The 22,455-nt window shown below is 62.5% G+C and carries 16 protein-coding genes and 1 pseudogene; 7 read left to right on the top strand and 10 right to left on the bottom strand.

Annotated features, from left to right (window positions below; genetic code table 11):
- The 5 genes from AAE027_RS33145 to AAE027_RS33125 form a co-directional block, all read right to left on the bottom strand.
- Positions 1 to 1,179 (bottom strand): ABC transporter permease, encoded by a 1,179-nt coding sequence (locus tag AAE027_RS33145; RefSeq protein WP_370987967.1) that lies wholly within the window; start codon positions 1,177 to 1,179, stop codon positions 1 to 3.
- Positions 1,179 to 2,288: a microcin C ABC transporter permease YejB gene (locus tag AAE027_RS33140; RefSeq protein WP_128940026.1), complete on the bottom strand. Its 1,110-nt coding sequence runs from the start codon at positions 2,286 to 2,288 to the stop codon at positions 1,179 to 1,181. Before AAE027_RS33140 ends, AAE027_RS33145 begins: the two co-directional genes overlap by 1 nt.
- A 2-nt stretch (positions 2,289 to 2,290) precedes the next feature.
- Positions 2,291 to 4,165, bottom strand: a complete 1,875-nt coding sequence (locus AAE027_RS33135) for an extracellular solute-binding protein (protein ID WP_370987966.1) — start codon at positions 4,163 to 4,165, stop codon at positions 2,291 to 2,293.
- A gap of 14 nt (positions 4,166 to 4,179) precedes the next feature.
- Positions 4,180 to 6,081 carry an extracellular solute-binding protein gene (locus AAE027_RS33130; protein WP_370987965.1) on the bottom strand — a complete coding sequence of 634 codons (1,902 nt, stop codon included), beginning with the start codon at positions 6,079 to 6,081 and terminating at the stop codon, positions 4,180 to 4,182.
- A 211-nt stretch (positions 6,082 to 6,292) separates the two neighbouring features.
- The gene (locus tag AAE027_RS33125; RefSeq protein ID WP_370987964.1) at positions 6,293 to 6,847 is read right to left on the bottom strand and encodes a c-type cytochrome; all 555 of its coding nucleotides are present in this window, start codon (positions 6,845 to 6,847) and stop codon (positions 6,293 to 6,295) included.
- A 219-nt stretch (positions 6,848 to 7,066) separates the two neighbouring features.
- Between AAE027_RS33125 and AAE027_RS33120 the strand changes: the two genes are divergently transcribed.
- Positions 7,067 to 7,807, top strand: coding sequence for a 3-deoxy-manno-octulosonate cytidylyltransferase (locus AAE027_RS33120; protein WP_370987963.1), 741 nt, complete (start codon positions 7,067 to 7,069; stop codon positions 7,805 to 7,807).
- A gap of 21 nt (positions 7,808 to 7,828) precedes the next feature.
- Positions 7,829 to 8,686 (top strand): prephenate dehydratase, encoded by an 858-nt coding sequence (locus tag AAE027_RS33115; RefSeq protein WP_091890345.1) that lies wholly within the window; start codon positions 7,829 to 7,831, stop codon positions 8,684 to 8,686.
- A 143-nt stretch (positions 8,687 to 8,829) separates the two neighbouring features.
- Here AAE027_RS33115 and AAE027_RS33110 read toward each other — a convergent pair whose 3' ends face one another.
- Positions 8,830 to 9,846, bottom strand: a complete 1,017-nt coding sequence (locus AAE027_RS33110) for an LLM class flavin-dependent oxidoreductase (RefSeq protein ID WP_370987962.1) — start codon at positions 9,844 to 9,846, stop codon at positions 8,830 to 8,832.
- Positions 9,847 to 10,216: 370 nt separating this feature from the next.
- Between AAE027_RS33110 and metF the strand changes: the two genes are divergently transcribed.
- The 3 genes from metF (at position 10,217) to AAE027_RS33095 (ending at position 16,527) form a co-directional block, all read left to right on the top strand.
- Positions 10,217 to 11,137: a methylenetetrahydrofolate reductase [NAD(P)H] gene (gene metF, locus AAE027_RS33105; RefSeq protein WP_370987961.1), complete on the top strand. Its 921-nt coding sequence runs from the start codon at positions 10,217 to 10,219 to the stop codon at positions 11,135 to 11,137.
- A 6-nt stretch (positions 11,138 to 11,143) separates the two neighbouring features.
- Positions 11,144 to 15,001 (top strand): methionine synthase, encoded by a 3,858-nt coding sequence (metH, locus tag AAE027_RS33100; RefSeq protein WP_370987960.1) that lies wholly within the window; start codon positions 11,144 to 11,146, stop codon positions 14,999 to 15,001.
- Positions 15,002 to 15,630: 629 nt separating this feature from the next.
- The gene (locus AAE027_RS33095; protein ID WP_370987959.1) at positions 15,631 to 16,527 is read left to right on the top strand and encodes a hypothetical protein; all 897 of its coding nucleotides are present in this window, start codon (positions 15,631 to 15,633) and stop codon (positions 16,525 to 16,527) included.
- 16 nt (positions 16,528 to 16,543) lie between these two features.
- On the opposite strand, the gene AAE027_RS33090 is transcribed toward AAE027_RS33095, so the two are convergent.
- Entirely contained in the window at positions 16,544 to 17,173 is a 630-nt protein-coding gene (locus AAE027_RS33090; protein ID WP_370987958.1) for a glutathione S-transferase family protein, read from the bottom strand.
- Between the two features lie 247 nt (positions 17,174 to 17,420).
- Here AAE027_RS33090 and AAE027_RS33085 point away from each other — a divergent pair.
- Positions 17,421 to 17,921, top strand: a pseudogene (locus AAE027_RS33085) (pyridoxal-phosphate dependent enzyme); the annotation flags it as partial.
- A gap of 192 nt (positions 17,922 to 18,113) precedes the next feature.
- Complete coding sequence (locus tag AAE027_RS33080; protein ID WP_370987957.1) at positions 18,114 to 19,412, top strand: hypothetical protein; 1,299 nt, start codon at positions 18,114 to 18,116, stop codon at positions 19,410 to 19,412.
- Between the two features lie 17 nt (positions 19,413 to 19,429).
- Here AAE027_RS33080 and AAE027_RS33075 read toward each other — a convergent pair whose 3' ends face one another.
- The 3 genes from AAE027_RS33075 to AAE027_RS33065 form a co-directional block, all read right to left on the bottom strand.
- The gene (locus AAE027_RS33075; protein WP_370987956.1) at positions 19,430 to 20,143 is read right to left on the bottom strand and encodes a helix-turn-helix domain-containing protein; all 714 of its coding nucleotides are present in this window, start codon (positions 20,141 to 20,143) and stop codon (positions 19,430 to 19,432) included.
- 3 nt (positions 20,144 to 20,146) lie between these two features.
- Positions 20,147 to 21,652, bottom strand: coding sequence for a glycerol kinase GlpK (gene glpK, locus AAE027_RS33070; protein WP_370987955.1), 1,506 nt, complete (start codon positions 21,650 to 21,652; stop codon positions 20,147 to 20,149).
- A gap of 314 nt (positions 21,653 to 21,966) precedes the next feature.
- On the bottom strand, positions 21,967 to 22,359 hold the full coding sequence (locus AAE027_RS33065) for an endonuclease domain-containing protein (protein ID WP_370987954.1): 393 nt from the start codon (positions 22,357 to 22,359) through the stop codon (positions 21,967 to 21,969).
- Positions 22,360 to 22,455 lie beyond the last annotated feature (96 nt).

The following is a 22,455-nucleotide window of genomic DNA, read 5'->3' as shown; positions in this document are numbered from 1 at the left end:
TTACCTGAACGTCTTGCGCGGATCGAAGGCGTCGCGCACGGCTTCGCCGATGAAGATCAAGAGCGACAGCATGATTGCGACCGAGAAGAAACCGGAGAAGCCGAGCCAAGGTGCTTGCACATTGGCCTTCGCCTGGGACAGCAATTCGCCCAGCGAAGGCGACCCCGGCGGCAGGCCGAAGCCCAGGAAATCGAGCGCCGTCAGCGTCATCACCGAACTCGACACGATGAAAGGCAGGAACGTCATGGTCGCGACCATGGCGTTCGGCAGCAGATGGCGGAACATGATGACCGGATTGGAGACACCGAGCGCCCGCGCCGCCTGAATGTATTCGAAATTGCGCCCGCGCAGGAACTCGGCCCGCACGAGACCGACCAGCGAGACCCAGGAGAACAGCAACAGGATACCCAGCAGCACGAAGAAGCCGGGCACGAGGACCGAGGACAGGATCAGGAGAAGGTACAGCGAGGGAATCGCTGTCCAGATCTCGATGAAACGCTGGAAGATGAGATCGACCCGACCGCCGAAATAGCCTTGCACCGCCCCCGCCGCGATGCCGATGACGGATGAGACGATGGTGAGGCACAGGCCGAACAGCACCGAAATGCGGAAGCCATAGATCAGCCGCGCGACCACGTCGCGCCCCTGATCGTCGGTGCCGAGCCAGTTATATTCGAGGTCGCGGCAGCTCTTCAGCCCCTTCTTCTCCACCACCGGCTTGCATTGCTTCTCGGTCAGCATCCAGGTCGGCGGCGACGGCGCCGGCGTCGGCAGATCGAGATTGTGGGTGTCGTAGGAATAGCGGATCAGCGGCCAGACGATGCTGCCGCCCTTGTCCTTGATCAGCTTCTGCAAATAGGGGTCGCGGTAGTCGGCCGCCGTCTCGAAATCGCCGCCAAAGGTCGTTTCCGAATAAGTCACGAAGGCGGGCCAATAGAGCCGGCCGTCGAACTTGATCAGGAAAGGCCGGTCGTTGGCGATGAGCTCGGCGAACAGCGAGACCACGAACAGAATAATGAAGATCCAGAACGACCAGTAGCCGCGGCGGTTCGCCCTGAAATTCTGCCAGCGCCGCTTGTTGAGCGGCGAAGGGGCGAACGACTTGCGCGTGATCGGAACGACCTCCCCCATTGGGGATTGAGTCGTGGTCTCGATGGGCGTCGGCGCGGTAATCGTCATCAGACCTCCCGCGCCTCGAAATCGATCCGGGGGTCGATCCACATATAGGTCAAGTCGGAGATCAGGTTGATCACGAGGCCGACCAACGAAAAGATGTAGAGCGTGCCGAACACCACGGGATAGTCGCGGTTGAGCACGCTCTCGAAACTGAGCAGCCCGAGCCCGTCCAGCGAGAAGATGGTCTCGATCAGCAGCGAGCCCGAGAAGAAGGCGTGGATGAAGGTCCCGGGAAAACCGGCGATCACGATCAGCATCGCATTGCGGAAGACATGGCCGTAAAGCACCCGGCCCTCGCCGCACCCCTTGGCACGCGCGGTCATGACATATTGCTTGCGAATCTCGTCCAGGAACGAGTTCTTGGTCAGGAACGTCATGGTGGTGAACGCGCCGAGCCCCATGGCGATCAGCGGCAGCGTCAGATGCCAAAAATAATCGATGATCTTCCAGTACCAGGGAAACTGCGACCAGCCGTCCGAGGTCAGTCCGCGCAGCGGGAACCAGTTGAAGAAGGAGCCGCCGGCGAACAGGATGATGAGGAGGACAGCGAACAGGAAGCCGGGAATGGCATAGCCAAGCACAAGAACGGTCGACGTCCAGGTGTCGAAGCGCGTGCCGTCCTTGACCGCCTTCCGGATGCCGAGCGGGATCGAGATCAGATAGGTGATCAACGTCAGCCAGATCCCGAGCGAGATCGAGACCGGCAGCTTCTCCCTGATCAGCTGGATCACGCTGACGTCGCGGAAATAGCTCTTGCCGAAATCGAAGCGCGCGAAGTTCCACACCATCAGGAGAAAGCGTTCCGGCGCCGGCTTGTCGAAGCCGAACTGCGCCTCCAGCTTCTTGATGAAATCAGGATCGAGGCCCTGCGCACCGCGATATTTCGAGTTGATGGCATCGCCGCCGGCCCCCAACTGCCCCGGCGCGCGTTGCGCGAAATCGCCGCCGCCCGAAATGCGCGAGCTGCCGCCGGTGTCGGCGCCCGAGAGCTGCGCGATCACGCGCTCGACCGGGCCGCCCGGCGCGAACTGCACGACGATGAAGGACACGAAGAGGATCCCCAGCAGCGTCGGGATCATCAAGAGGATGCGGCGGGCAATATAGGCGCTCATGATTATTTCGCCTGCTCGAGCTTGGCCGCCTTGGCGCCATCATGCCACCAGATGTCGGGAGCACCGACGCCGTTGGCGTAACGCGGCAGCTTCTGGGGATGGCTGAACTGATCCCAATACGCCAGCCGGTGCGTCTTGTTATACCATTGCGGCACCCAATAGCGGCCGGCGCGGAACAGGCGATCGAAGGCGCGACAGGCGATCGTCAATTCCTCGCGGCTGTCGGCCGTCATGATCTTCTCGATCATGGCATCGATCGCCGGGCTGGCGACGCCCGCGAGATTGTACGAGCCCTTGGTGTTGGCAACCTGCGACGAGAAGAACGCGCGCATGGCATCGCCCGGCGTCGCCGACATGCTGAAACGCTGGATCGTCATGTCGAAGTCGAAATCTTCCTGGCGCGCCTTGTGCTGCACGGCATCGACGACGCGCACGCTCGCCTCAATGCCGAGCGTCCCCAGGTTCTTGATGTAGGGCGCATGGTGCGGCTGGAAGGAGGGCTCGTCCAGCAGGAACTCGATCCTGAAGATCTCGCCATTCGGCAGCACCCGCTTGCCGTCCTTGATCGATACGCCGGCCTCGTTCAGCAATTGCTGCGCCTTGCGCAACAGGCTGCGGTCCTGCCCGGAGCCGTCGGAGACTGGCGGCGTGAAGGGCGCCGCGAACACGTCGTCGGGAACCTGGCCGCGGAACGGCTCCAGCAGCTTCAGCTCTTCCGGCGACGGAGGCCCGTTGCCGGCCATGAGGTCCGAGTTCTGGAATGGCGACACCGTACGGGCATAGGCGCCGTACATGATGGTCTTGTTGGTCCACTCGAAGTCGAAGGCATTGATCAGGGCCTCGCGCACGCGAGGGTCCTTGAATTTATCGCGCCGTGTGTTGATGAACCATCCTTGCGCACCGGACGGCGTATCGTCGGGCACGACCTCCATCTTGACCCGACCGTCCTTGGCGGCCGGAAAGTCGTAGCGCGTCGCCCAGATGCGCGAGGTGAACTCCTCGCGGTAGAGATAGTTCTTGCCGGTGAAACCTTCGAAGGCGACGTCGCGGTCGCGATAGAACTCGTAGCGCACAACGTCGAAATTGTAGCTGCCGCGACAAACCGGCAGATCGGCGGCCCACCAGTCCTTGACCCGCTCGAACTCGATGTAACGATTGACCTCGAACCTGCCGACCTTGTACGGACCTGAGCCGAGCGGAACCTCCAGCGACGACTCGTCGAACGGGCGGGACGCATAATACGTCTTCGAGAAGATCGGCAGGCCCGCGACATAGAGCGGGACGTCGCGTGCGCGCCCCTTGGCGAAGGTGACGACGAGCGTCGCATCGTCGATCGCTTCCGCACTGACCATGTCGCGCATCTGCACGATGATCAGCGGATGCCCCTTGGTCTTCAGCGCCGTCAGCGAAAACGCTGCGTCGTGCGCGGTGAGCTTGCTGCCGTCATGGAATTTCGCCTCGGGCCGCATGGTGAAGCGATAGACAAGCTTGTCGGGCGATATCTGCACGGATCTGGCGGCGAGCCCGTACATTGCGTCCGGTTCGTCATTTGCCCGCACCATCAGCGGCGCAAACGTCATGTCCATGCCTTGCGCGCCGTCACCCTTGAGGATGAAGGCGTTGAGCGAGTTGAAGGTCTGGTAGGACTGATTATACGATTTCACCGACGGGATGAGCGAGAACGTGCCGCCCTTCGGCGCACCCGGATTGACATAATCGAAATGGTGGAAATCGGCGGGATATTTGAGATCGCCGAACGCCGAGATCCCGTGGGCCTCGGTCGGCCTTTCCGACGCCGTTGCGCCGCGCTGCCAGGCGGCGCCGAGCGCGCCGGCGACACCCAGGGCAAGCACATGCCGGCGTGAAAGCTGCGCCATGCGCAAAGGCTCCCTCAAGAGCGTTTTCCGTTCCGCGCCGCTTTTTCGGCGTCATACCACCACAGCGTCGGCAGGCCAGACCGTCCATATTTCGGCATTGGCTCGGCGTGGCTGAAGCGATCCCAACGGGCATAGCGTGCGAACGGATAGGTGAACTGAGGCACCACGTAGAAATTCCAGAGCAGCACGCGATCGAGCGCATGGGTGGCGGCGACGAGACCAGCGCGATCCTTGGCGAAGATCACCTTCTCGATCAAGGCATCCACAGCAGGGTTCTTGATGCCGATGGTGTTGCGCGCACCAGGCATGTCGGCGGCCTGCGAGCCCCAAAACTCTCGCTGCTCGTTGCCCGGCGAGAGCGACTCGCCCCACTGGTCGATGATCATGTCGAAGTCGAAGCTGCGCAACCGGTTCTGGTACTGTGCATCATCGACCGTACGAACCGACGCATTGACGCCGATCCGCTCCAGTGACGGCTTGTAGAACAATGCGATCCGCTCGGATGAGGGATCCTGCACCAGGATTTCGACCGTCAGGACCTTGCCCGCGGCGTCCACCAGCTTGTGGTCGCGCACTTCGAAACCGGCCTCTTTCAGCAGCTTTGCCGCTTCGCGCAGATTGGCCCGCACGGCCTCCGGGGTGCCGCCGACCGGATTCTGGTAAGGCGTGGTGAAAACCTCTGGCGGCACCTTGTCCTTTACGGTTTCGAGGATCTGCAATTCCTCTCCCTTGGGCAGACCGGTCGCGGCAAGTTCCGTCCCTTCGAAATAGCTGTTGATGCGCTTGTACTGACCGAAGAAGAGCTGCTTGTTCATCTCCTCGAAGTCGAAGGCATAGTTGAAGGCGCGCCGTACCCGCGCGTCCTTGAACTGGGGGCGCCTGATGTTGACGACGAAGGCCTGCATGCGGCCGGAATCGTTGATCGGAAATTCTTCCTTGATCACCCGCTTCTCCGCGACCGCGGGGAAATCGTAGGCCGTCGCCCACTGCTTGGCGGAGTTTTCCGCGATCCAGTCGGCCTGGTCGGCCTTGAAGGCTTCCAGCGCCACGATGTTGTCGCGGAAGAACTCGAAGCGCAGCTCGTCGAAATTGTTGGTGCCGATCTGGCTGGGGAGATTGGCACCCCAATGATCTTTCACCCGCTCCAGCTTGATCGAGCGTCCCGCCACGAATTCCTTGATCCGGTATGGGCCGGAGCCCAGCGGAATCTCCAGCGTGGTCGCGCTGACATCGCGCTTGCGGCCCTGCGCGTCGGTGCCTTCCCACCAATGCTTCGGCAGCACGATCAGTTCGCCGACGATGGTCGGCAATTCGCGGTTGCCCGGCCCGTCGAAGCTGAATTTGACGTCGCGCTCACCGACCTTCTCCGCCTTGGTCACATGGCGATAATAGGACGCGTACATCGGGCTCTGCTGCTTGAACGTCTCCAGCGAGAAAATGACGTCCTCCGGCGTCACCGGCTTGCCGTCATGCCAGCGGGCTTCCTTGCGCAAACGATAGATCACCCAGGAAAAATCGTCCGGATGTTGTGCGGCCTCGGCAAGTTCGCCGTACTCGGTCGCAACCTCGTCCTGCGCCCGGGTCATCAGCGTTTCGTATATCATCGCCGCGGCTGGAGCGAGGGAGCCCTTGATGCCGGCGACCGCGAGGTTGAAATTGTCGAAGGTGCCGATCGAGATCAGGCGGGCGACGCCGCCCTTGGGCGCATCCGGATTGACGTAATCGAAGCGCTTGAAGTCGGCGGGATACTTGATGTCGCCGAACAGCGACAGCGCATGGCGCCAGGGAAGCCCAGGCAGCTCACCCGATTGCGCCTGTGCCGTGCCGATGACGGAAACGCTGCCCACGGAACCGAGGGCGGGGAGCGCTGCGGCCGCAGTGCCGGTGAGCAGGAGATCGCGTCGGGTGATGGCCAAATCAACATTCCTGTCTTGAAGGAGGCTACTCCTTTAAGTTCCCAATATAGGCGAGGTTTCGACCGAATATGTTGCTTTTTCCTCATCTTGGAAGCCCGGACTGCCTCTCAGATGCGGCCAAAAGCCCCGATAACGTCGCCGCGAGGCCCGGATACGGAAACGGCCAGGCTTTTCAGCCTGGCCGCGTATTCCAAGATAGGTTTTCGACGCCTTACTTCGATGCCGTCGGCAGCGGCTGCGGATGCTCCGACAGCGAATTCAGATAGGCAATGACGTCGGCGCGTTCGGAATCCTTCGGGATACCGGCGAAGCCCATCGCGGTGCCAGGGACGAAGCCCTTCGGATTGGCAATGAACTTGTTGAGGTCGTCGAACGTCCAGGTCCCGCCCTTGGCCTTCATGGCAGCCGAGAAGTTGAAGCCGCGGCCTTCGCCCTTCGGCTCGCCAATGACGCCATAGAGGTTCGGACCGACGCGATTCGGGCCGCCCTTCTCGAAGGTGTGGCAGGCGCCGCACTTCTTGGCAGCCGCCGCGCCCTTTTCGACGGAGGCGGTCTGGAGCAGCTTTTCGATCGGCTCGGAAGAGGCTGCAGCGGCGGCGCCGCCTTCCTTGCCGTGGCTGGCATCTTCCTTGACCGCGATCTCGAAGCCCGGCTTTTCCGGCATCTTGGGGGAGAATAGCGCCTGGGCGGTGAAGCTCGTCACCAGCAGAACGAGACAGGTGCCGAGCACGGCACCGAGAATCTTATTGAGTTCGAAAGAGTCCATTTCCGGCCAGGCCCCACCGCAACAAGGAAACAGCGGCCCAAGCGGCCGCCAGGACGAGCCTCGGGAGAATCAAAACGTTCCTTATTGTTTCCCCGAGTTTTGCCATTGAGATATCGGTTTGCCCGGGGTCTGGCAACCCGTATAAGCGACCCGGCTTTCAGCCCGTCCCCACTCCATTTCTCGGCGCGGAAAACGCACCGTTTCCAGGCCCTTGACCCAATGATCGATCCCCGCATCCTGGTGCTGATCCCGGCCCGCATGGCCGCCACCCGCCTGCCCGGCAAGCCGCTCGCCGATATCGCTGGATTGCCGATGATCGTACATGTGCTGCGCCGCGCAGAAGCCGCTGCAATCGGCCGGGTCGCGGTCGCAACCGACACGCCGGAGATCGCGTCCGTGGTGACCGCCCATGGCGGTGAGGCGGTGATGACCCGCCCGGACCACCCCTCGGGCTCGGACCGCATCCACGAGGCCATGCAAAAGCTCGATCCGGATGGCAAGGCCGAGATCGTGATCAATCTCCAGGGCGACTTCCCGACAATCACGCCCCAGACCATCCGCGAGGTGCTGCCACCCTTTGCCGAGCCTGCGGTCGATATCGTGACTTTGGCCTCGCAGATCCACACCGAGGAGGAGGATCTCGCCCCGAGCGTCGTGAAGGCTGTGGGCTCGCCGATCGGGCCGAGGCGGCTACGGGCACTCTATTTCACCCGCGCCACAGCCCCATACGGCAACGGACCGCGTTACCACCACATCGGCCTTTACGCCTACCGTCGCGCCGCGCTGGAACGGTTCGTGTCGCTGCCGCCATCGGCTCTGGAGCGCCAGGAGAGCCTGGAACAGCTCCGGGCGGTGGAAGCCGGCATGCGCATCGACATCATGATTGTCGACAGCGTGCCACGTGGCGTGGATACGCCGCCCGATCTCGAAACCGCGCGTAGCATCCTTTCCAAATCCTGAGCCGCTGTTACAAGGCCGATCATGAGCAAGCTGAAAATCGCATTCCAGGGCGAGCCTGGGGCCAATTCCCACATCGCCATCGTCGAAGCCTATCCCGACGCCGAGCCGATGCCCTGCGCCACCTTCGAGGACGCGCTGTCGGCGATCTCGTCGGGCGATGCCGATCTCGGCATGATCCCGATCGAGAATTCGGTCGCCGGCCGCGTCGCCGACATCCATCACCTTCTGCCGGCCTCCGGCCTCTTCATCATCGGCGAATGGTTCCTGCCGGTCCGGCATCAGCTGATGGCGGTGAAGGGCACCAAGCTAGAAGACATCAAGAGCGTGGAGAGCCATGTCCATGCGCTCGGACAGTGCCGCCGCATCATCCGCAAGCTCGGCATCAAGCCGATTGTGCACGCCGACACCGCCGGCAGCGCCCGCGACATTTCCGAGCGCAAGGACAAGACCGTCGCGGCGATCGCCTCGCGCCTCGCCGCGAAGATCTATGGGCTCGACATCCTCGCCGAGGACGTCGAGGACGAGGCCCACAACACCACGCGCTTTGTGGTACTGGCGCGCGAGCCGAAATGGGCCGCGCAAGGCTCGGGCCCGCTGGTCACGACGTTCGTCTTCCGGGTGCGCAATTTGCCGGCCGCGCTCTACAAGGCGCTCGGCGGCTTTGCCACCAACGGCGTCAACATGACCAAGCTCGAAAGCTACATGGTCGACGGCAATTTCTTCGCCACGCAGTTCTACGCCGACGTCGACGGCCATCCCGATGACAAGGGCCTCGCCTTCGCGATCGAGGAGCTGAAATTCTTCTCGCGCGAATTCCGCATCGTCGGGGTGTATCCGGGACACCCGTTCCGTGCGACGTTCAGCGAGGCGCAGGATTAGAGGTCGCCCCGGCGAAGGCCGGGGCCCATAACCACGGCTGCGCGTTGTTGCGGAAGGTCTCTGAAATCGAGTTTCCGCGGAAAGATTCCGCGGTATGGGTCCCGGCCCCCGTGCGCAATTGCGCACTAGGCCGGGACGACGCCTTAAGCCGCGCTTTTCGCCAGCCCGAACGCCTCCGCCAGCAGCGAATACGACTTCTTCCGCGCCTCGTGGTCATACACGGCGGTGATCACCATCAGCTCGTCCGGCTTGCTCGCATAGATCAGCGGCTGAAGTTTCTTCTGCACGGTTTCCGGGCTGCCGACGAAGAGACGCGAGCGGTTGCGGAGGATCGAGATGCGCTCGGCATCCGTATAGGGATAGGCCAGCGCCTCCTCGACGCTCGGCAGCGGAAGATATTGGCCGCGGTCGCGGCGAAGGCGGTTGAGGTCGAAGGAGCTGGCGAGCCTTTCGGCCTCCTCATCGGTGTCGGCCGTGATGGCCGCGACCGCGAGGATTGCGTGCGGGCGGGCGCGCCAGGCCGAGGGCTGGAAGCGGTTGCGGTAATGCACCATCGCATCGATCGCATCGTGTGAGGCGAAGTGATGGGCGAAGGCGAAGCCCATGCCGACCTGTGCGGCGAGCTCGGAGGAATAATCGCTCGAGCCGAGCAGCCAGATCGGCGGCAGCCTGGTGTCGTCGGGCATGGCGACGACATTGTTGTAGGGGTGGCCCGAGGGGAATTCGCGGGTCTCCCACAAAATCAGCTCGTGCAGCCGCTCCAGGAAATCGTCGCCCTCGCGGCGGTCGAGCCGGCTGCGCAGCGCATAGGCGGTGGCACCGTCGGTGCCGGGGGCGCGGCCAAGACCGAGGTCGATACGACCAGGAAACAGCGCCTCCAGCATCTTGAAGCGCTCGGCCACCACCAGCGGCGCGTGGTTGGGCAGCATCACGCCGCCGGAGCCGACACGGATATGTTTCGTCACCGCCGCGATCTGCCCGATCATCACGTCGGGCGCGGGGCTCGCGACGGAGGCGAGGTTGTGATGCTCGGCGAGCCAGTAGCGGACATAGCCGAGCCCATCGACATGGCGCGCCAGATCAATGCTGTTGCGCAGCGCCGCGGCAGGCTTGGTGCCGGTGGTGACGACCGAGAGGTCGAGGACTGAGAGCGGGATCATGGCGCGTTAACGTAATGGAGTGCCGGGCAGCGGCAACGGCAGGCTGCGCAGGCCTGACGTGTACGGACCGGCGGGCACCCTGAGACTTCTAGTTGGGACAAATGTTGCTTCTGTATAACTAATTTCGATTTGCCCACCGGCAGAATCGGATCGCTGAAGAGCAGTTATCGAAAATATTCGTTTTATATCAACATATTATAGCCTTCCCACCTCTTTCCCACCAAGATCGCAAATAGCAACGAAATTCCTTCTGTTCACCCCGTAGTGGGCAATTTCCCATCATCGATGGGCTGTCGATCAAACGGCCTTTGCCGTATTTTAGGTCTCCCAAGTAGACGGATCGCCGCCTGAAATTGGAGTGAGTGGTGCCATGACTGACGTGACGACGCCTGGTAAGGCCAACGGGCAAGACGCGCACCTGAAGCGGCCTACGATCTCCTTCGAGTTCTTTCCGCCCAAGACCGAGGAGATGGAGCGGAATCTTTGGGACACCATCAACCGGCTCGCCCCACTCGACCCGAAATTCGTCTCGGTGACCTACGGCGCCGGCGGCTCGACCCGCGAGCGCACCCATTCCACCATCGCCCGCATCCTGAAAGAGACCGCGCTGCTGCCGGCGGCGCATCTGACCTGCGTCGGCGCATCGCGCGGCGAGATCGACGAGATCGTCGACCGCTATCACGAGGTCGGCGTGCGCCACATCGTGGCCTTGCGCGGTGATCCCGTTGGCGGCATCGGCACGCCCTACTTCAGCCATCCCGACGGCTACCAGAGCTCGGCCGAGCTCGTCGCGGGGATCAAGAAGCGGCATGGCGATATCGAAGTGAGCGTGTCGGCCTATCCCGAGAAGCACCCCGAGGCGCGCGACTTCGACGCCGACATCGACACGCTGCAGGCCAAGGTCGATGCGGGTGCGACGCGCGCGATCACCCAAGTGTTCTTCGATAACGACCTCTACTTCCGCTACCTCGACCGCGTCCGCGCCCGCGGCATCAACATCCCGGTCGTGCCGGGCATCATGCCCATGCACAATTTCAAGCAGGCGAGAGCCTTCGTCACCCGCGCTGGCACCACCGTGCCGGACTGGTTCGCCGCGAAATTCGAAGGCCTCGACGACGACGCCGAGACCCGCAAGCTGGTGGCCGCAACCGTTGCGGCCGGCCAGGTGCAGAAGCTGGCCAAGCACGGCGTCGACACCTTCCACTTCTACACCATGAACCGCGCCGATCTCGTGTTCGCGATCAGCCATTTGCTCGGCATTCGCGCCAAGAGCGCGCAGAAAGCTGCGTAAGATCAGATGACCGTAGCCACCTCTCCCAAGCGAACTGCCCTGCTGAATGCCGCGCGCGAACGCATCCTCGTGCTCGACGGCGCCATGGGCACGATGATCCAGAATCTCCAGCTCGACGAGGCCGCCTTCCGCGGCGAGCGCTTCAAGACTTTTCATCGCGACCTGCGCGGCAACAACGATTTGTTGATCCTGACCCAGCCGCAGGCGATCGAGGACATCCACGCCGCCTATTTGCGTGCCGGCGCCGACATCGTCGCCACCAACACCTTCTCGACGACCTCGATCGCGCAGGCCGATTACGACCTCACCGACATCGTCTACGAGATGGCGCGCGAAGGCGCCCGCCTTGCAGGCAACGCGGCAAGGCGCGTCGAGGCTGAGGACGGCAAGCCGCGCTTCGTCGCCGGTGCCATCGGACCGACCAACCGCACCGCCTCGATCTCGCCCGACGTTTCCAATCCGGGCTATCGCGCCGTCACCTTCGATGACCTGCGCAAATCCTATGGCGAGCAGATCCGCGGCCTGATCGACGGCGGCGTCGATCTGCTGCTGGTGGAGACCATCTTCGACACGCTCAACGCCAAGGCGGCGCTCTACGCGATCGCCGAGATCACCGAAGAGCGCGGCATCGACATGCCGGTGATGGTGTCAGGCACCATCACCGACAAATCCGGCCGCCTGCTCTCGGGCCAGATGCCGGAAGCGTTCTGGAATTCGGTGCGACACGCCAAGCCTGTTACCATCGGCTTCAACTGCGCGCTCGGCGCCGAAGACCTGCGCGCGCATATCGCCGATATCGGCCGCGTCGCCGACACGCTCGTGTGTGCCTATCCCAATGCCGGCCTGCCGAACGAGTTTGGCCAGTATGACGAGAGCCCGGAATACATGGCGCGCCTGATCGGCGAGTTCGCGCGCGACGGCCTCGTCAACATTGTCGGCGGCTGCTGCGGTACCACGCCGGATCACATCGCGGCGATTGCCGCCGCGGTGGCCCCGCACAAGCCGCGCATCGTGCCGGAGATCGCGCCGCGCTTGCGGCTCTCCGGCCTCGAGCCGTTTGTGCTGACGGATGCGATTCCCTTCGTCAATGTCGGCGAGCGCACCAACGTCACGGGATCGGCCCGCTTCCGCAAGCTGATCACCGCCGGCGACTACACCGCCGCGCTGCAGGTCGCGCGCGACCAGGTCGAGAACGGCGCGCAAATCATCGACGTCAACATGGACGAGGGCCTGCTCGATTCCGAAGCGGCGATGGTGACCTTCCTCAACCTCGTCGCCGCCGAGCCCGACATCGCTCGCGTTCCCGTGATGGTCGATTCCTCGAAATTCTCGGTGATCGAGGCCGGCCTGAAATGCGTGCAGGGCAAGCCGGTGGTCAATTCGATCTCGATGAAGGAAGGTGAGGACAAGTTCATTCACGAGGCCAAGATCGCGCGCCGCCATGGCGCGGCCGTCGTGGTGATGGCGTTCGACGAGGTCGGCCAAGCCGATACGTTCGCGCGCAAGACCGAGATCTGCAAGCGCGCCTACGACATCCTGGTCAACCGCGTCGGCTTCCCGCCCGAGGACATCATCTTCGATCCCAACATTTTCGCGATCGCGACCGGCATCGAGGAGCACAACAATTACGGCGTCGACTTCATCGAGGCGACGCGCTGGATCCGCCAGAGCCTGCCGGGCGCGCACGTTTCGGGCGGCGTCTCCAACCTGTCGTTCTCGTTCCGCGGCAACGAGCCGGTGCGCGAGGCCATGCACTCGGTGTTCCTGTATCACGCCATCAAGGCGGGCATGGACATGGGCATCGTCAATGCCGGGCAGATGATCGTCTATGACGACATCGACCCCGAGCTGCGCCAGACCTGCGAGGACGTCGTCCTCAATCGCGATGCCGGCGCATCCGAGCGCCTGCTGGCGCTCGCGGAAAAATTCCGCGGCAAGAAGACGGAAGCTAAGGAAGCCGATCTCGCCTGGCGCGAATGGCCGGTGGAGAAGCGGCTGAGCCACGCGCTCGTCCATGGCATCACCGAATTCATCGAACAGGACACCGAAGAGGCCCGCAAACTGTCCTCGCGGCCGCTCGACGTGATCGAGGGCCCGCTGATGGCCGGCATGAACGTCGTCGGCGATCTCTTCGGTGACGGCAAGATGTTCTTGCCGCAGGTGGTGAAGTCCGCGCGCGTGATGAAGCAGGCGGTGGCTTACCTCATGCCGTTCATGGAGGAAGAGAAGGCGCGCAACCTCGCCAGTGGCATTGGCACCGAAGGCTCCTCGTCCGCCGGCAAGATCGTGCTCGCGACCGTGAAGGGCGACGTCCACGACATCGGCAAGAACATCGTCGGCATCGTGCTGCAGTGTAACAATTTCGAGGTGATCGACCTCGGCGTGATGGTGCCGGCGGCAAAGATCGTCGAGACCGTGAAGGCGGAGAAGGCCGACATCGTCGGGCTATCCGGCCTGATCACGCCTTCGCTGGACGAGATGGCATTCTTCGCCGGCGAATTGCAGCGCGAAGGCCTGAAGCTGCCGCTCTTGATCGGCGGCGCCACGACCAGCCGCGTGCATACCGCGGTGAAGATCGACCCGAGCTATCGCGCCGGTCCGGTGGTGCATGTCAACGACGCCAGCCGCGCCGTCGGCGTCGCCTCGGCGCTGCTCTCGCCGGAGAAGCGCGAGGCCTATGCCGCCGAGGTGCGCGCCGAATACGCGAAGATTTCGGAGGCGCATCTGCGCGCGCAGGCCGACAAGAAACGGCTGAAGCTGGCGGACGCGCGCGCCAACCGGGTGCCGGTGGACTTTGCTGCGAACCAGCCGGTGAAGCCGACCTTCCTCGGCATCCGCAGCTTCGACGACTACGACATCGCCGAGCTCGTGCCTTACATCGACTGGACGCCGTTCTTCCAGACCTGGGAGCTCGCCGGACGCTTCCCCGCCATCCTCGACGACGCCAAGGTCGGCGAGGTCGCGCGCTCGCTCTATGACGATGCGCGCAAGATGCTCGACACCATCGTGAAGGAGAAGTGGTTCCGAGCGCGTGCGACCATCGGATTCTGGCCGGCGAATGCGCAAGGTGACGACATCGTGCTCTATGCCGATGAAAGCCGGACCAAGAGCATTGCGACGCTGCACACGCTGCGCCAGCAGCTCGAGAAGCGCGAGGGCCGCTTCAATGCCGCGCTCGCCGACTTCGTCGCGCCTACCGGCACGGGCGTACCCGACTATGTCGGCGGCTTCGTCGTCACCGCCGGCATCGGCGAAGACGTCGTCGCCGACCGCTTCAGAAAAGCCAATGACGACTACTCCTCGATCCTGTGCAAAGCGCTGGCCGACCGCCTCGCCGAAGCTTTCGCCGAGCGCATGCATGCCCGCGTCCGCCGCGAGTTCTGGGCCTATGCACCTAGCGAGGCGCTCACCAACGAGGAGCTGATCCTCGAGAAGTATCAGGGCATCCGGCCCGCGCCCGGCTATCCCGCGCAGCCCGATCACACCGAGAAGGCGACGCTGTTCGCGCTGCTCGATGCAGAAGCGACCGCCGGCGTGAAGCTGACCGAGAGCTTTGCGATGTGGCCGGGCTCATCCGTGTCCGGGCTCTATTTCGCCAATCCTCAGAGCTATTATTTCGGCGTCGGCAAGATCGAGCGCGACCAGGTCGAGGACTACGCCGCGCGCAAGGGGATGAGCGAGGCGGAGACCGAGCGCTGGCTCGCGCCGGTGCTGAACTACATTCCCTCCCAGCAGGGCACCGACAAGGCCTTCGCGGCAACACCGGCGAATGACGAGATGCCGAAAGACCTCGCCTCGCATCCGCCGGGCTGCACCTGCGCGGTGCACCTGGTCTGGCAGAAGAAGCGCGCAGGGGCGGGGTAGGCGCACGGTGTCGTCCCGGCGAAGGCCGGGACCCATACCGCGTGATCTCGCGATCGCGGACGGTCGTAGACCGAACAACCAATCTTCGTCACACAACATCCTGTGGTTATGGGTCCCGGCCCCCCGCGCGCAATTGCGCGCTAGGCCGGGACGACGTCAGGGTGAGTAGCGCGCCCGACCATCACCAAAAAAATGAAAAAACAACCCCATGCACAGTAGGGATGGGGTTGAAAGGCCTGAACAATTTTATCGGAACTGCAGGGCCGAGCGAAATCGTCGACGACGGGACCACGACCGCCAGCATGCTTGACCCGTCGGGCAAAACACCTGTAACAATTCACCATCGCCTGCCGGGCCAGTTTCGCACTTCGCGATGCGAGTCACGTCGTTGTCGTACCAGCGGCGGCACGATCTCAAACGCATCCAGCTTCTGGCAACGCTCGCGCTACGGTGCGAGTGGTCCTAGCGTGCGCGCATTGAGCGCACTCGTACACGATCAAGACGGATTGCAGTCCCACAGCTCGCATCACCGGCTTGTGTTCGCGCGGGAACCGGAGGTGTGAACTGGATCACTTGCCGCTCAACCTAGATTCGATACTCTCTCGGCGTACTACCTTCAAACCGGTGGTTTGCTCGGGATCGAACATGAAACACGTCATTGCACTGTTCGTCGCTGCGATCACTCTTGTCGTGCTGCCCACGATTGCCGCGGCGGACTGTCCGAAAGGCTACGTGCCATGCGGCGAACGAAATCAGCTGTGCTGTCCGGGAAAGTAGCCGGCCGCAAATCGTTTTGGCTTGCTAGCGGAGTTTTTGTCGCGGTGGGACTGGTGATGATCGCAGCCTGGGCGGGATTCCCGCGAAAGAAGCAGACGATCACGGCCATCCTCTCCGAGACCGGATATTTTGAGGTGGTGCCGCCGAGCACGTTCGGCGGCCCTGGCACCATCAACACGATTGAGTATCTGAGCAACGGCCGGCTGGAGCTGCATCCGACTTGCGATGTCGATCCCGCGCTCCTGACCGGCAAGATCCAGAAATCGCCGACTGTGGACCGGGAGTTGAAGCAATCGCTGGAGAAGAATCTCGACGTGTCCGCACAGGTTAGGGACAAGCTATCCGCCGTCGCCGGCATGCAGCAGGTCGATTCGATCCACCTCAAGCTCGAGAACGCCAACATTCTGCTTGTTTCCGACGAGTCGCTGATGTCGACGCGCAATGCGTTGCTGAAGGCCGAATGCGCGGACGCGGTCACTCAGAACATTTCGAGCGGCGGCGTCGTGTGCCAGACCCGGTCCGTCCTCGAGGCCGACGTCGTCTACGAGATCAAATATCACAACAAGGTTTCGATGGAGGAACGGGCCAAGCTGACATCCGAGATCGCAGCCAAGCTTGACCTCGATGCACACCAGGGAGCGGACGACAAGGTGGCCGGCTCGCAACTGTTCTTCGGCATAAGGCTGTTGCCATATCCTATCCTTCTGGATTCTCCCAGCGGCAAGCCTAAGCCCTGTACGCGGGAGTAGGATCGACGCCGCGCGTTCACCCCTTCGGCGGCGCAAGCGGCTGCACGATCTCCTTGAACGGCGCCAGTGCCTCGCAGCGCTCGGCATGCGCGCTCAGCGCAGGATAGCGTGACGCGTCGAACAGCTGCGGATGCGCCTCGCGGGTGAAGCGGACGACGCAGGCGACTGCAACGTCGGCATGGCCGATGCGCGTCGCGAGCCAGTACGGCGTCGTCACCTTGGCGCGCTCGGCCTCCAGCACGGCGAGCACGTCCGCGATCTGCGCCTGGCAGCGCTCGACCCACAGCGCAAGCTGCTCCTTCCGCAGCACGCGCTCATAGAGCAGGCTCACCGCCTTGTCGCCGAGGCCGGAGGCGAGCGCGCAGATGCGCAAATGCTTGCGCCGCTCGGCGCCGCTGCGCGGCAGCATCGCCTTGTCGGGACCAACGAGCTCGTCGAGATAATCGAGGATGATCGTGCTCTCGATCAGCGCCTCGCCGTCATCGAGCACCAGCGTCGGCACGCGGCGCAGCGGATTATACGGCGCGATTCTGTCGGCATCACCGAAGGTCGACCACGGCTTGTGCTCGAAGCCGAGGCCATAAAGCTTCAGCGCGATGGCGACGCGGCGGACGAAGGGGGAATCATATTGGCCGATCAGGAACATCGTTCTCGCTCTTCCCAATGGTTGGACACGGCAGGGCCGATCAGTGTCGACGACAAGACCGCTGCCGCGCAAGGAAGATCTTGGAAATGGAGCATTGCGCCGGTTGCAACAGCGCCCGCGGCAGCATCACTCGAAAGGGCACGTGCCGCGCGCTCAAAGGCCGTCCTGGATCGAGCGCTTGATGGCGGCGATCGCGGTCTCGTTGCGCTTGTACATCGTCCACTGCTTGATGCGCTTGGCGCGCACCTACGACCAGGCCGAGACCCTGCTCGGCCAGGGCAGCGTCGGCCTGGAGCTGGAACAGGACGCGCCCGGCATCGACACGCTGCTGGTGGCGGTCGGCGGCGGCGGACTGATCGGTGGCATTGCCGCGTGGTTCGCCGGCCGGACGCGCATCGTCGCGGTCGAACCGGAGCAATCGCCGACCTTGCACAGCGCGTTCGAGGCAGGCGCTCCGATTGATGCGCCGGCCGGCGGCATCGCCGCCGACAGCCTTGCGCCGCGGCGCGTCGGTGAACTGATGTTTCCCATTGCACGCGCCCATGTCGAGCGCGTTGTCCTCGTCAGCGACGATGCGATCCGGCAGGCGCAAGCCGCCTTGTGGTCAGGCCTGCGCCTGGTGACCGAGCCCGGCGGCGCGGCCGCCTTTGCCGCGCTGCTCTCCGGGCGCTATCGTCCGTCACCCGGTGAAATGGTTGCGGTGCTGGTTTGCGGCGCCAACACTACGGCGGTGAGTTTCGATAGCTAATTGGGAATGACATGACGCGACCGCGCGGACTGATCCTGATATCGATCCCGCTGCCGATGATCGGTGCCGCCCAGGACCGCCCGACCGGCCGGAGGAGTTTTGAGAGACGGTGATTGGCGTACCGCTGACTTGACGTCGGTCTAAGAGCAATTCAAGGTTGAGGGATATTTTGTTCTTAGCTCGGGTGAGTTGATGGAAAAAATCGCTCCTATTGAAATATCGAGCCTTCGGCTTAATCCACACAATGACAGACATGGTGCGCTGCGAGATGAACCGGCGGCTATCCACTGGTTGCTTGAAAATCGCACTATGCATATGCGCGCTCTCGCGACCGATTTAGCGCGGACGAAACGTCTCTACGAAAATCCGCTTGTTCGTCAAGATCGCGATACCTACACGGTGTTCGATGGTAATCGCAGGACTTGCTGCATCAAGCTCCTAGCAAATCCTGACCTAGCGCCCAGCGCAAAATGGAAAGAGTTCTTTCTTGAACTATCTTCTGAAGAGGTTCTCGATGCTTTCACAACGATTGACTGCGAGATCGAGAACGACCTATCGGTGATTGATGAAAAGCTCTTTCGGCGACACACGGGCAGTCAAGAAGGCGTTGGTCAAAGCCAATGGGACCCGGAGGGGAAATCGAACTTCTTACAACGAACTGGTAAGGAAAGTATTGGGCTAGGTGAGACAATAGAGAAAGCTCTGAAATCTGAGAATTTGCTGCCTCCAGAGGCCGCACTTCCTTGGTCGAATATAGAACGGCTTCTGAGCTCCGAACCAATTCGGAGGCGAGCTGGGATTTCGTTCGCTGGCGGCTCACTCGCATATTTGGGTAATAGGGCCGACAACCTCGCCACTTTGCAGCGTATCGCCACCGACTTGAGTAACCGTCGCGTTGTGCTAGGCGACCTATGGAATAACGAGAAAAAGGGGCAGTACCTTGACCGCCTAAAAAGCGAAGGAATGTCGATTGACAATGTCCCGGCCCGCCAAGGACAAAAGGCCGAAGCGTCTCCCCACGGTCCGCCTCCGGCTGCGCAAAGGCGTCGCGCATCCAAGGAAAGAAATCTGATCTCACGAGCGGACGAAAATCCTTTCGTGAAATTTCCTCCGCTGGAGCGGGCGGAAAAGATATGGCGCGAGCTGCAGTTCAACCTGGAGTTCGATGAACACGACAACGCGATTGCTGTTCTGATGCGCGTTCTGCTGGAGATCGCCATCAATCATTACGCTAGGGCACAAGGCATTGTTTTCGGACCGAACGATCCATTCGCAAAGAGAGTTTCCGCTGTCGCAGACTCCATGCTTAATCGCGGCTTTATCGACGTAAAGGGCCGAAGCATCATTCGGAAATTTGAAGGGGACAAGCCGATCGTATCGGCGCATTCAATGCATCAATATGTCCACAATGCCAACTTTCACCCTAGTCGATCCGACCTAAAAGCAATTTGGAATGTCATTCGGCCTCTTGTGATAAGCTCCGTTCTGTAGTTCGGCGCGAATTAGTACTACGTTATAATACTTCCCAAATCAGATATCACAGACCCCTCTTCTAAGTTGTCTAGCAAATCGCCGCCAGCATCTACCGCTTTGTGAATTGCCGCTGAAACGCCCTCCTCGACGCCTTTTTCAACGGCTCGCTTTCCGAGCGTACGTAACCATCGAAAGAATCCGCTGGTCTCCCGCACATTAACAAGCGGCGCCTTGATCGCGGCGAGTGTTGACTCAAGCAATGCAACAAGCTGTGCAATCTGAATTGCGTCTATCGGAGAATTTCCTCCATTCAAGCTATTGCTTGTCTCAATCGCTCTCTTGAGCGCAACGAGATGAAGGGCGACGTTGTTGATAACCGATTGTATACCTTCTGTGTCCGTCGTCCGCCAATCGCCAAGAAATACATCGCCACGGTCCCCGACCACTGAAAGGCCCGGATGCTGAATTGCGTACTCAAGCCCGGTCCGGAGGCGGAAGAGCATGTTTTCGGTAATGCTCCGGCCATTTAGGATCGAACTAAGAGTCTGCGCGCTTATGCCCGTCAGTTTAGAGAACTCAGACAACGATGACTGCCGCGACTCTCTTATGTAGCGCGAGAGCTTGTCCGGAAGCGCCAATGAATCAAAAATCTTTCGGCCGCTCTGCCTGCTTACGTGTGCAGAGCCGTGAACTTGGTCGTGTCTGATAATGTTATCGATCTCATCAAGTATCTCGCGTTCGGTAAGCAAGTCTCACCCCTCCCCCTCATCGCTCGCCAGCACGCCTTTCACCGCGCGCGCCCATCCCGCGAGCTTCCGCTGCCGCGTGGCGTCACTCATGTTCGGCTTGAAGCGGTGCTCCAATCGCCAATTGTCGGCGAACTTGGTCGGCTCGGGATAGACGCCGGCGTTGAGGCCGGCGAGATAGGCGGCACCGAGCGCCGTGGTCTCCTGGATCACGGGGCGGTCGACCGGCGCGTCGAGCAGATCGGCGAGGCGCTGCATGGTCCAGTCCGACGCCGTCATGCCGCCGTCGACGCGGAGCACGACGCTCGCGGTTTCCGAGCTCGGCCAGTCCGCGCGCATCGCCGCCCAGAGGTCAAAAGTCTGGTAGCAGACACTTTCCAGGGCGGCGTGGGCGAGCTCGGCGGGACCGGTGTTGCGGGTGAGGCCGAACAGCGCGCCGCGCACGCGCGGATTCCAATAGGGCGCGCCCATGCCGACGAAAGCGGGGACGAGATAGACGCTCTGCATGGAATCGGATTGATCGGCGAGCGGGCCGGTCTCGGCGGCGTGCTTGATGATGCCGAGGCCGTCGCGCAGCCATTGCACCGCGCTGCCTGCCACGAAGATCGAGCCTTCGAGCGCGTAGGTGCGTTTTCCCCCGAGCTGATAGGCGACGGTGGTGAGCAGCTTGTTCTTCGACACCACGGGCGTGGTGCCGGTGTTGAGCAGCGCGAAGCAGCCGGTGCCGTAGGTGGACTTCATCATGCCCGGGCGGAAGCAGGCCTGGCCGATGGTCGCGGCCTGCTGGTCGCCGGCGATGCCGGAGATCGCGATGGGGCCGCCGAAAAGGTCCGGCGTGCTCTCGCCAAAGCGGGCGGAGGAATCCTTCACCTCGGGCAGCATCGAACGCGGCACGCCGATGATCTCCAAAAGCTCGTCGTCCCACTGGCCGGTGTGGATGTTGAACAGCAGCGTGCGCGAGGCGTTGGTGGCATCGGTTGCGTGCACCTTGCCACCGGTGAGGCGCCAGAGCAGATAGCAATCGACGGTGCCGAACATCAATTCGCCGCGGGCGGCGCGCGCCCGCGCGCCGGGGACGTGGTCGAGGATCCAGGCCACCTTGGTGCCGGAAAAATAGGGATCGATGATCAGGCCGGTCTTCTGCGAGATCACGGGCTCGCGGCCTTCTGCCTTGAGTTTCGCGCAGATGTCGGCGGTGCGGCGGTCCTGCCAGACGATGGCGCGGTGCACGGCCTGCCCGGTGGCGCGGTCCCACACCACGGTGGTCTCGCGCTGGTTGGTGATGCCAATCGCGGCGATGTCCTTTGCGGTGATGCCGGCCTGCTCGATCGCCTCGCGGCACACCATCACGGTCGAGGTCCAGATGTCCTCCGGCTCGTGCTCGACCCAGCCCGAAGCCGGAAAATGCTGCGGGAATTCGGCTTGCGCCTTCGCCGCGATGGAAATGTCGCTGCGAAACACGATCGCGCGCGAGGAGGTGGTGCCCTGGTCGATGGCGAGGACGAAAGACATGGCGGCTTACCTTGGCGTTCTGGCTTTTTCCCTGGAGGGATCATTGTGTCGCGCCAAAGGGAGCGGATTGGAGGCGGAAGGTCAAGGCTCGCTCTCGCTTACCCTCCCCTGGAGGGGGAGGGTCGACCGCGCAGAGCGCGGGCGGGGTGGGGTGAAGCCACAAAGGTGGTCTCGCTTAGGTCGACAGAACGAACGCCGCTGTTCATACGGGAGCACCGCATCTGCGGATGGTCTGTCACCCCACCCCGCCACGCATTTCGCTTCGCTGCATGCGTAGCGACCCTGCCCCTCCAGGGGAGGGTAAACAAGGGTGGCTACCGGCGGCGATGTTTCAAGGGTTCTGTCTCTGCCTCGCGCGACCCGTACAACTCGACATAGATGCGTTCGAGCACGGCAGTCAGGTCGGCAGCGATCTCCGAATTCCAAAAGCGGATGACGCTGTAACCCTCATTCTCAAGCCAGCGTTGGCGCACGAGGTCACGCTTGGTCTCATTGTCTTCGTTGTGGTGTCCGCCATCTAACTCGATGATGAGGCGCCTGGCTGGCAAGAAGAAGTCGACGACGTAGGGACCGATTGGAGCTTGGCGGCGGAAGTGCGAGCCTTCGAGCGGGACTTCCTTGAGTGCGCGCCATAGCATCCGCTCGTGCGGCGTGGTGTTGGCTCTCAGCTTTTTCGCGGCGGCGCGTCGGATCGATGTTGAGACCATTTGTGCGGCTTCCCCCCCCCCCCCGCGCGCCGGTGCGCGCGCGACCCCCCCCCGCCCCGGGGGGGGAAGGGCAGCGCGCGCGCGGCCCCAATGCAA

The sequence above is a fragment of the Bradyrhizobium sp. DN3 genome, assembly GCF_041357655.1.
Taxonomy (GTDB): Bacteria; Pseudomonadota; Alphaproteobacteria; order Rhizobiales; family Xanthobacteraceae; genus Bradyrhizobium.
The sequence above is the reverse complement of the archived record's forward strand: the minus strand, read 5'-3'. Positions and strand labels throughout refer to the sequence as shown.

Bases quoted from the DNA above. Each gene is read 5' to 3' on its own strand.
- AAE027_RS33115 (WP_091890345.1), top strand. From the start codon at position 7,829: ATGAGCAAGCTGAAAATCGCATTCCAGGGCGAGCCTGGGGCCAATTCC.
- AAE027_RS33080 (WP_370987957.1), top strand. From the start codon at position 18,114: ATGGAAAAAATCGCTCCTATTGAAATATCGAGCCTTCGGCTTAATCCA.
- AAE027_RS33125 (WP_370987964.1), bottom strand. From the start codon at position 6,847: ATGGACTCTTTCGAACTCAATAAGATTCTCGGTGCCGTGCTCGGCACC.
- AAE027_RS33145 (WP_370987967.1), bottom strand. From the start codon at position 1,179: ATGACGATTACCGCGCCGACGCCCATCGAGACCACGACTCAATCCCCA.
- AAE027_RS33135 (WP_370987966.1), bottom strand. From the start codon at position 4,165: ATGGCGCAGCTTTCACGCCGGCATGTGCTTGCCCTGGGTGTCGCCGGC.
- metH (WP_370987960.1), top strand. From the start codon at position 11,144: ATGACCGTAGCCACCTCTCCCAAGCGAACTGCCCTGCTGAATGCCGCG.
- AAE027_RS33110 (WP_370987962.1), bottom strand. From the start codon at position 9,846: ATGATCCCGCTCTCAGTCCTCGACCTCTCGGTCGTCACCACCGGCACC.
- metF (WP_370987961.1), top strand. From the start codon at position 10,217: ATGACTGACGTGACGACGCCTGGTAAGGCCAACGGGCAAGACGCGCAC.
- AAE027_RS33120 (WP_370987963.1), top strand. From the start codon at position 7,067: ATGATCGATCCCCGCATCCTGGTGCTGATCCCGGCCCGCATGGCCGCC.
- glpK (WP_370987955.1), bottom strand. From the start codon at position 21,652: ATGTCTTTCGTCCTCGCCATCGACCAGGGCACCACCTCCTCGCGCGCG.
- AAE027_RS33090 (WP_370987958.1), bottom strand. From the start codon at position 17,173: ATGTTCCTGATCGGCCAATATGATTCCCCCTTCGTCCGCCGCGTCGCC.
- AAE027_RS33140 (WP_128940026.1), bottom strand. From the start codon at position 2,288: ATGAGCGCCTATATTGCCCGCCGCATCCTCTTGATGATCCCGACGCTG.
- AAE027_RS33065 (WP_370987954.1), bottom strand. From the start codon at position 22,359: ATGGTCTCAACATCGATCCGACGCGCCGCCGCGAAAAAGCTGAGAGCC.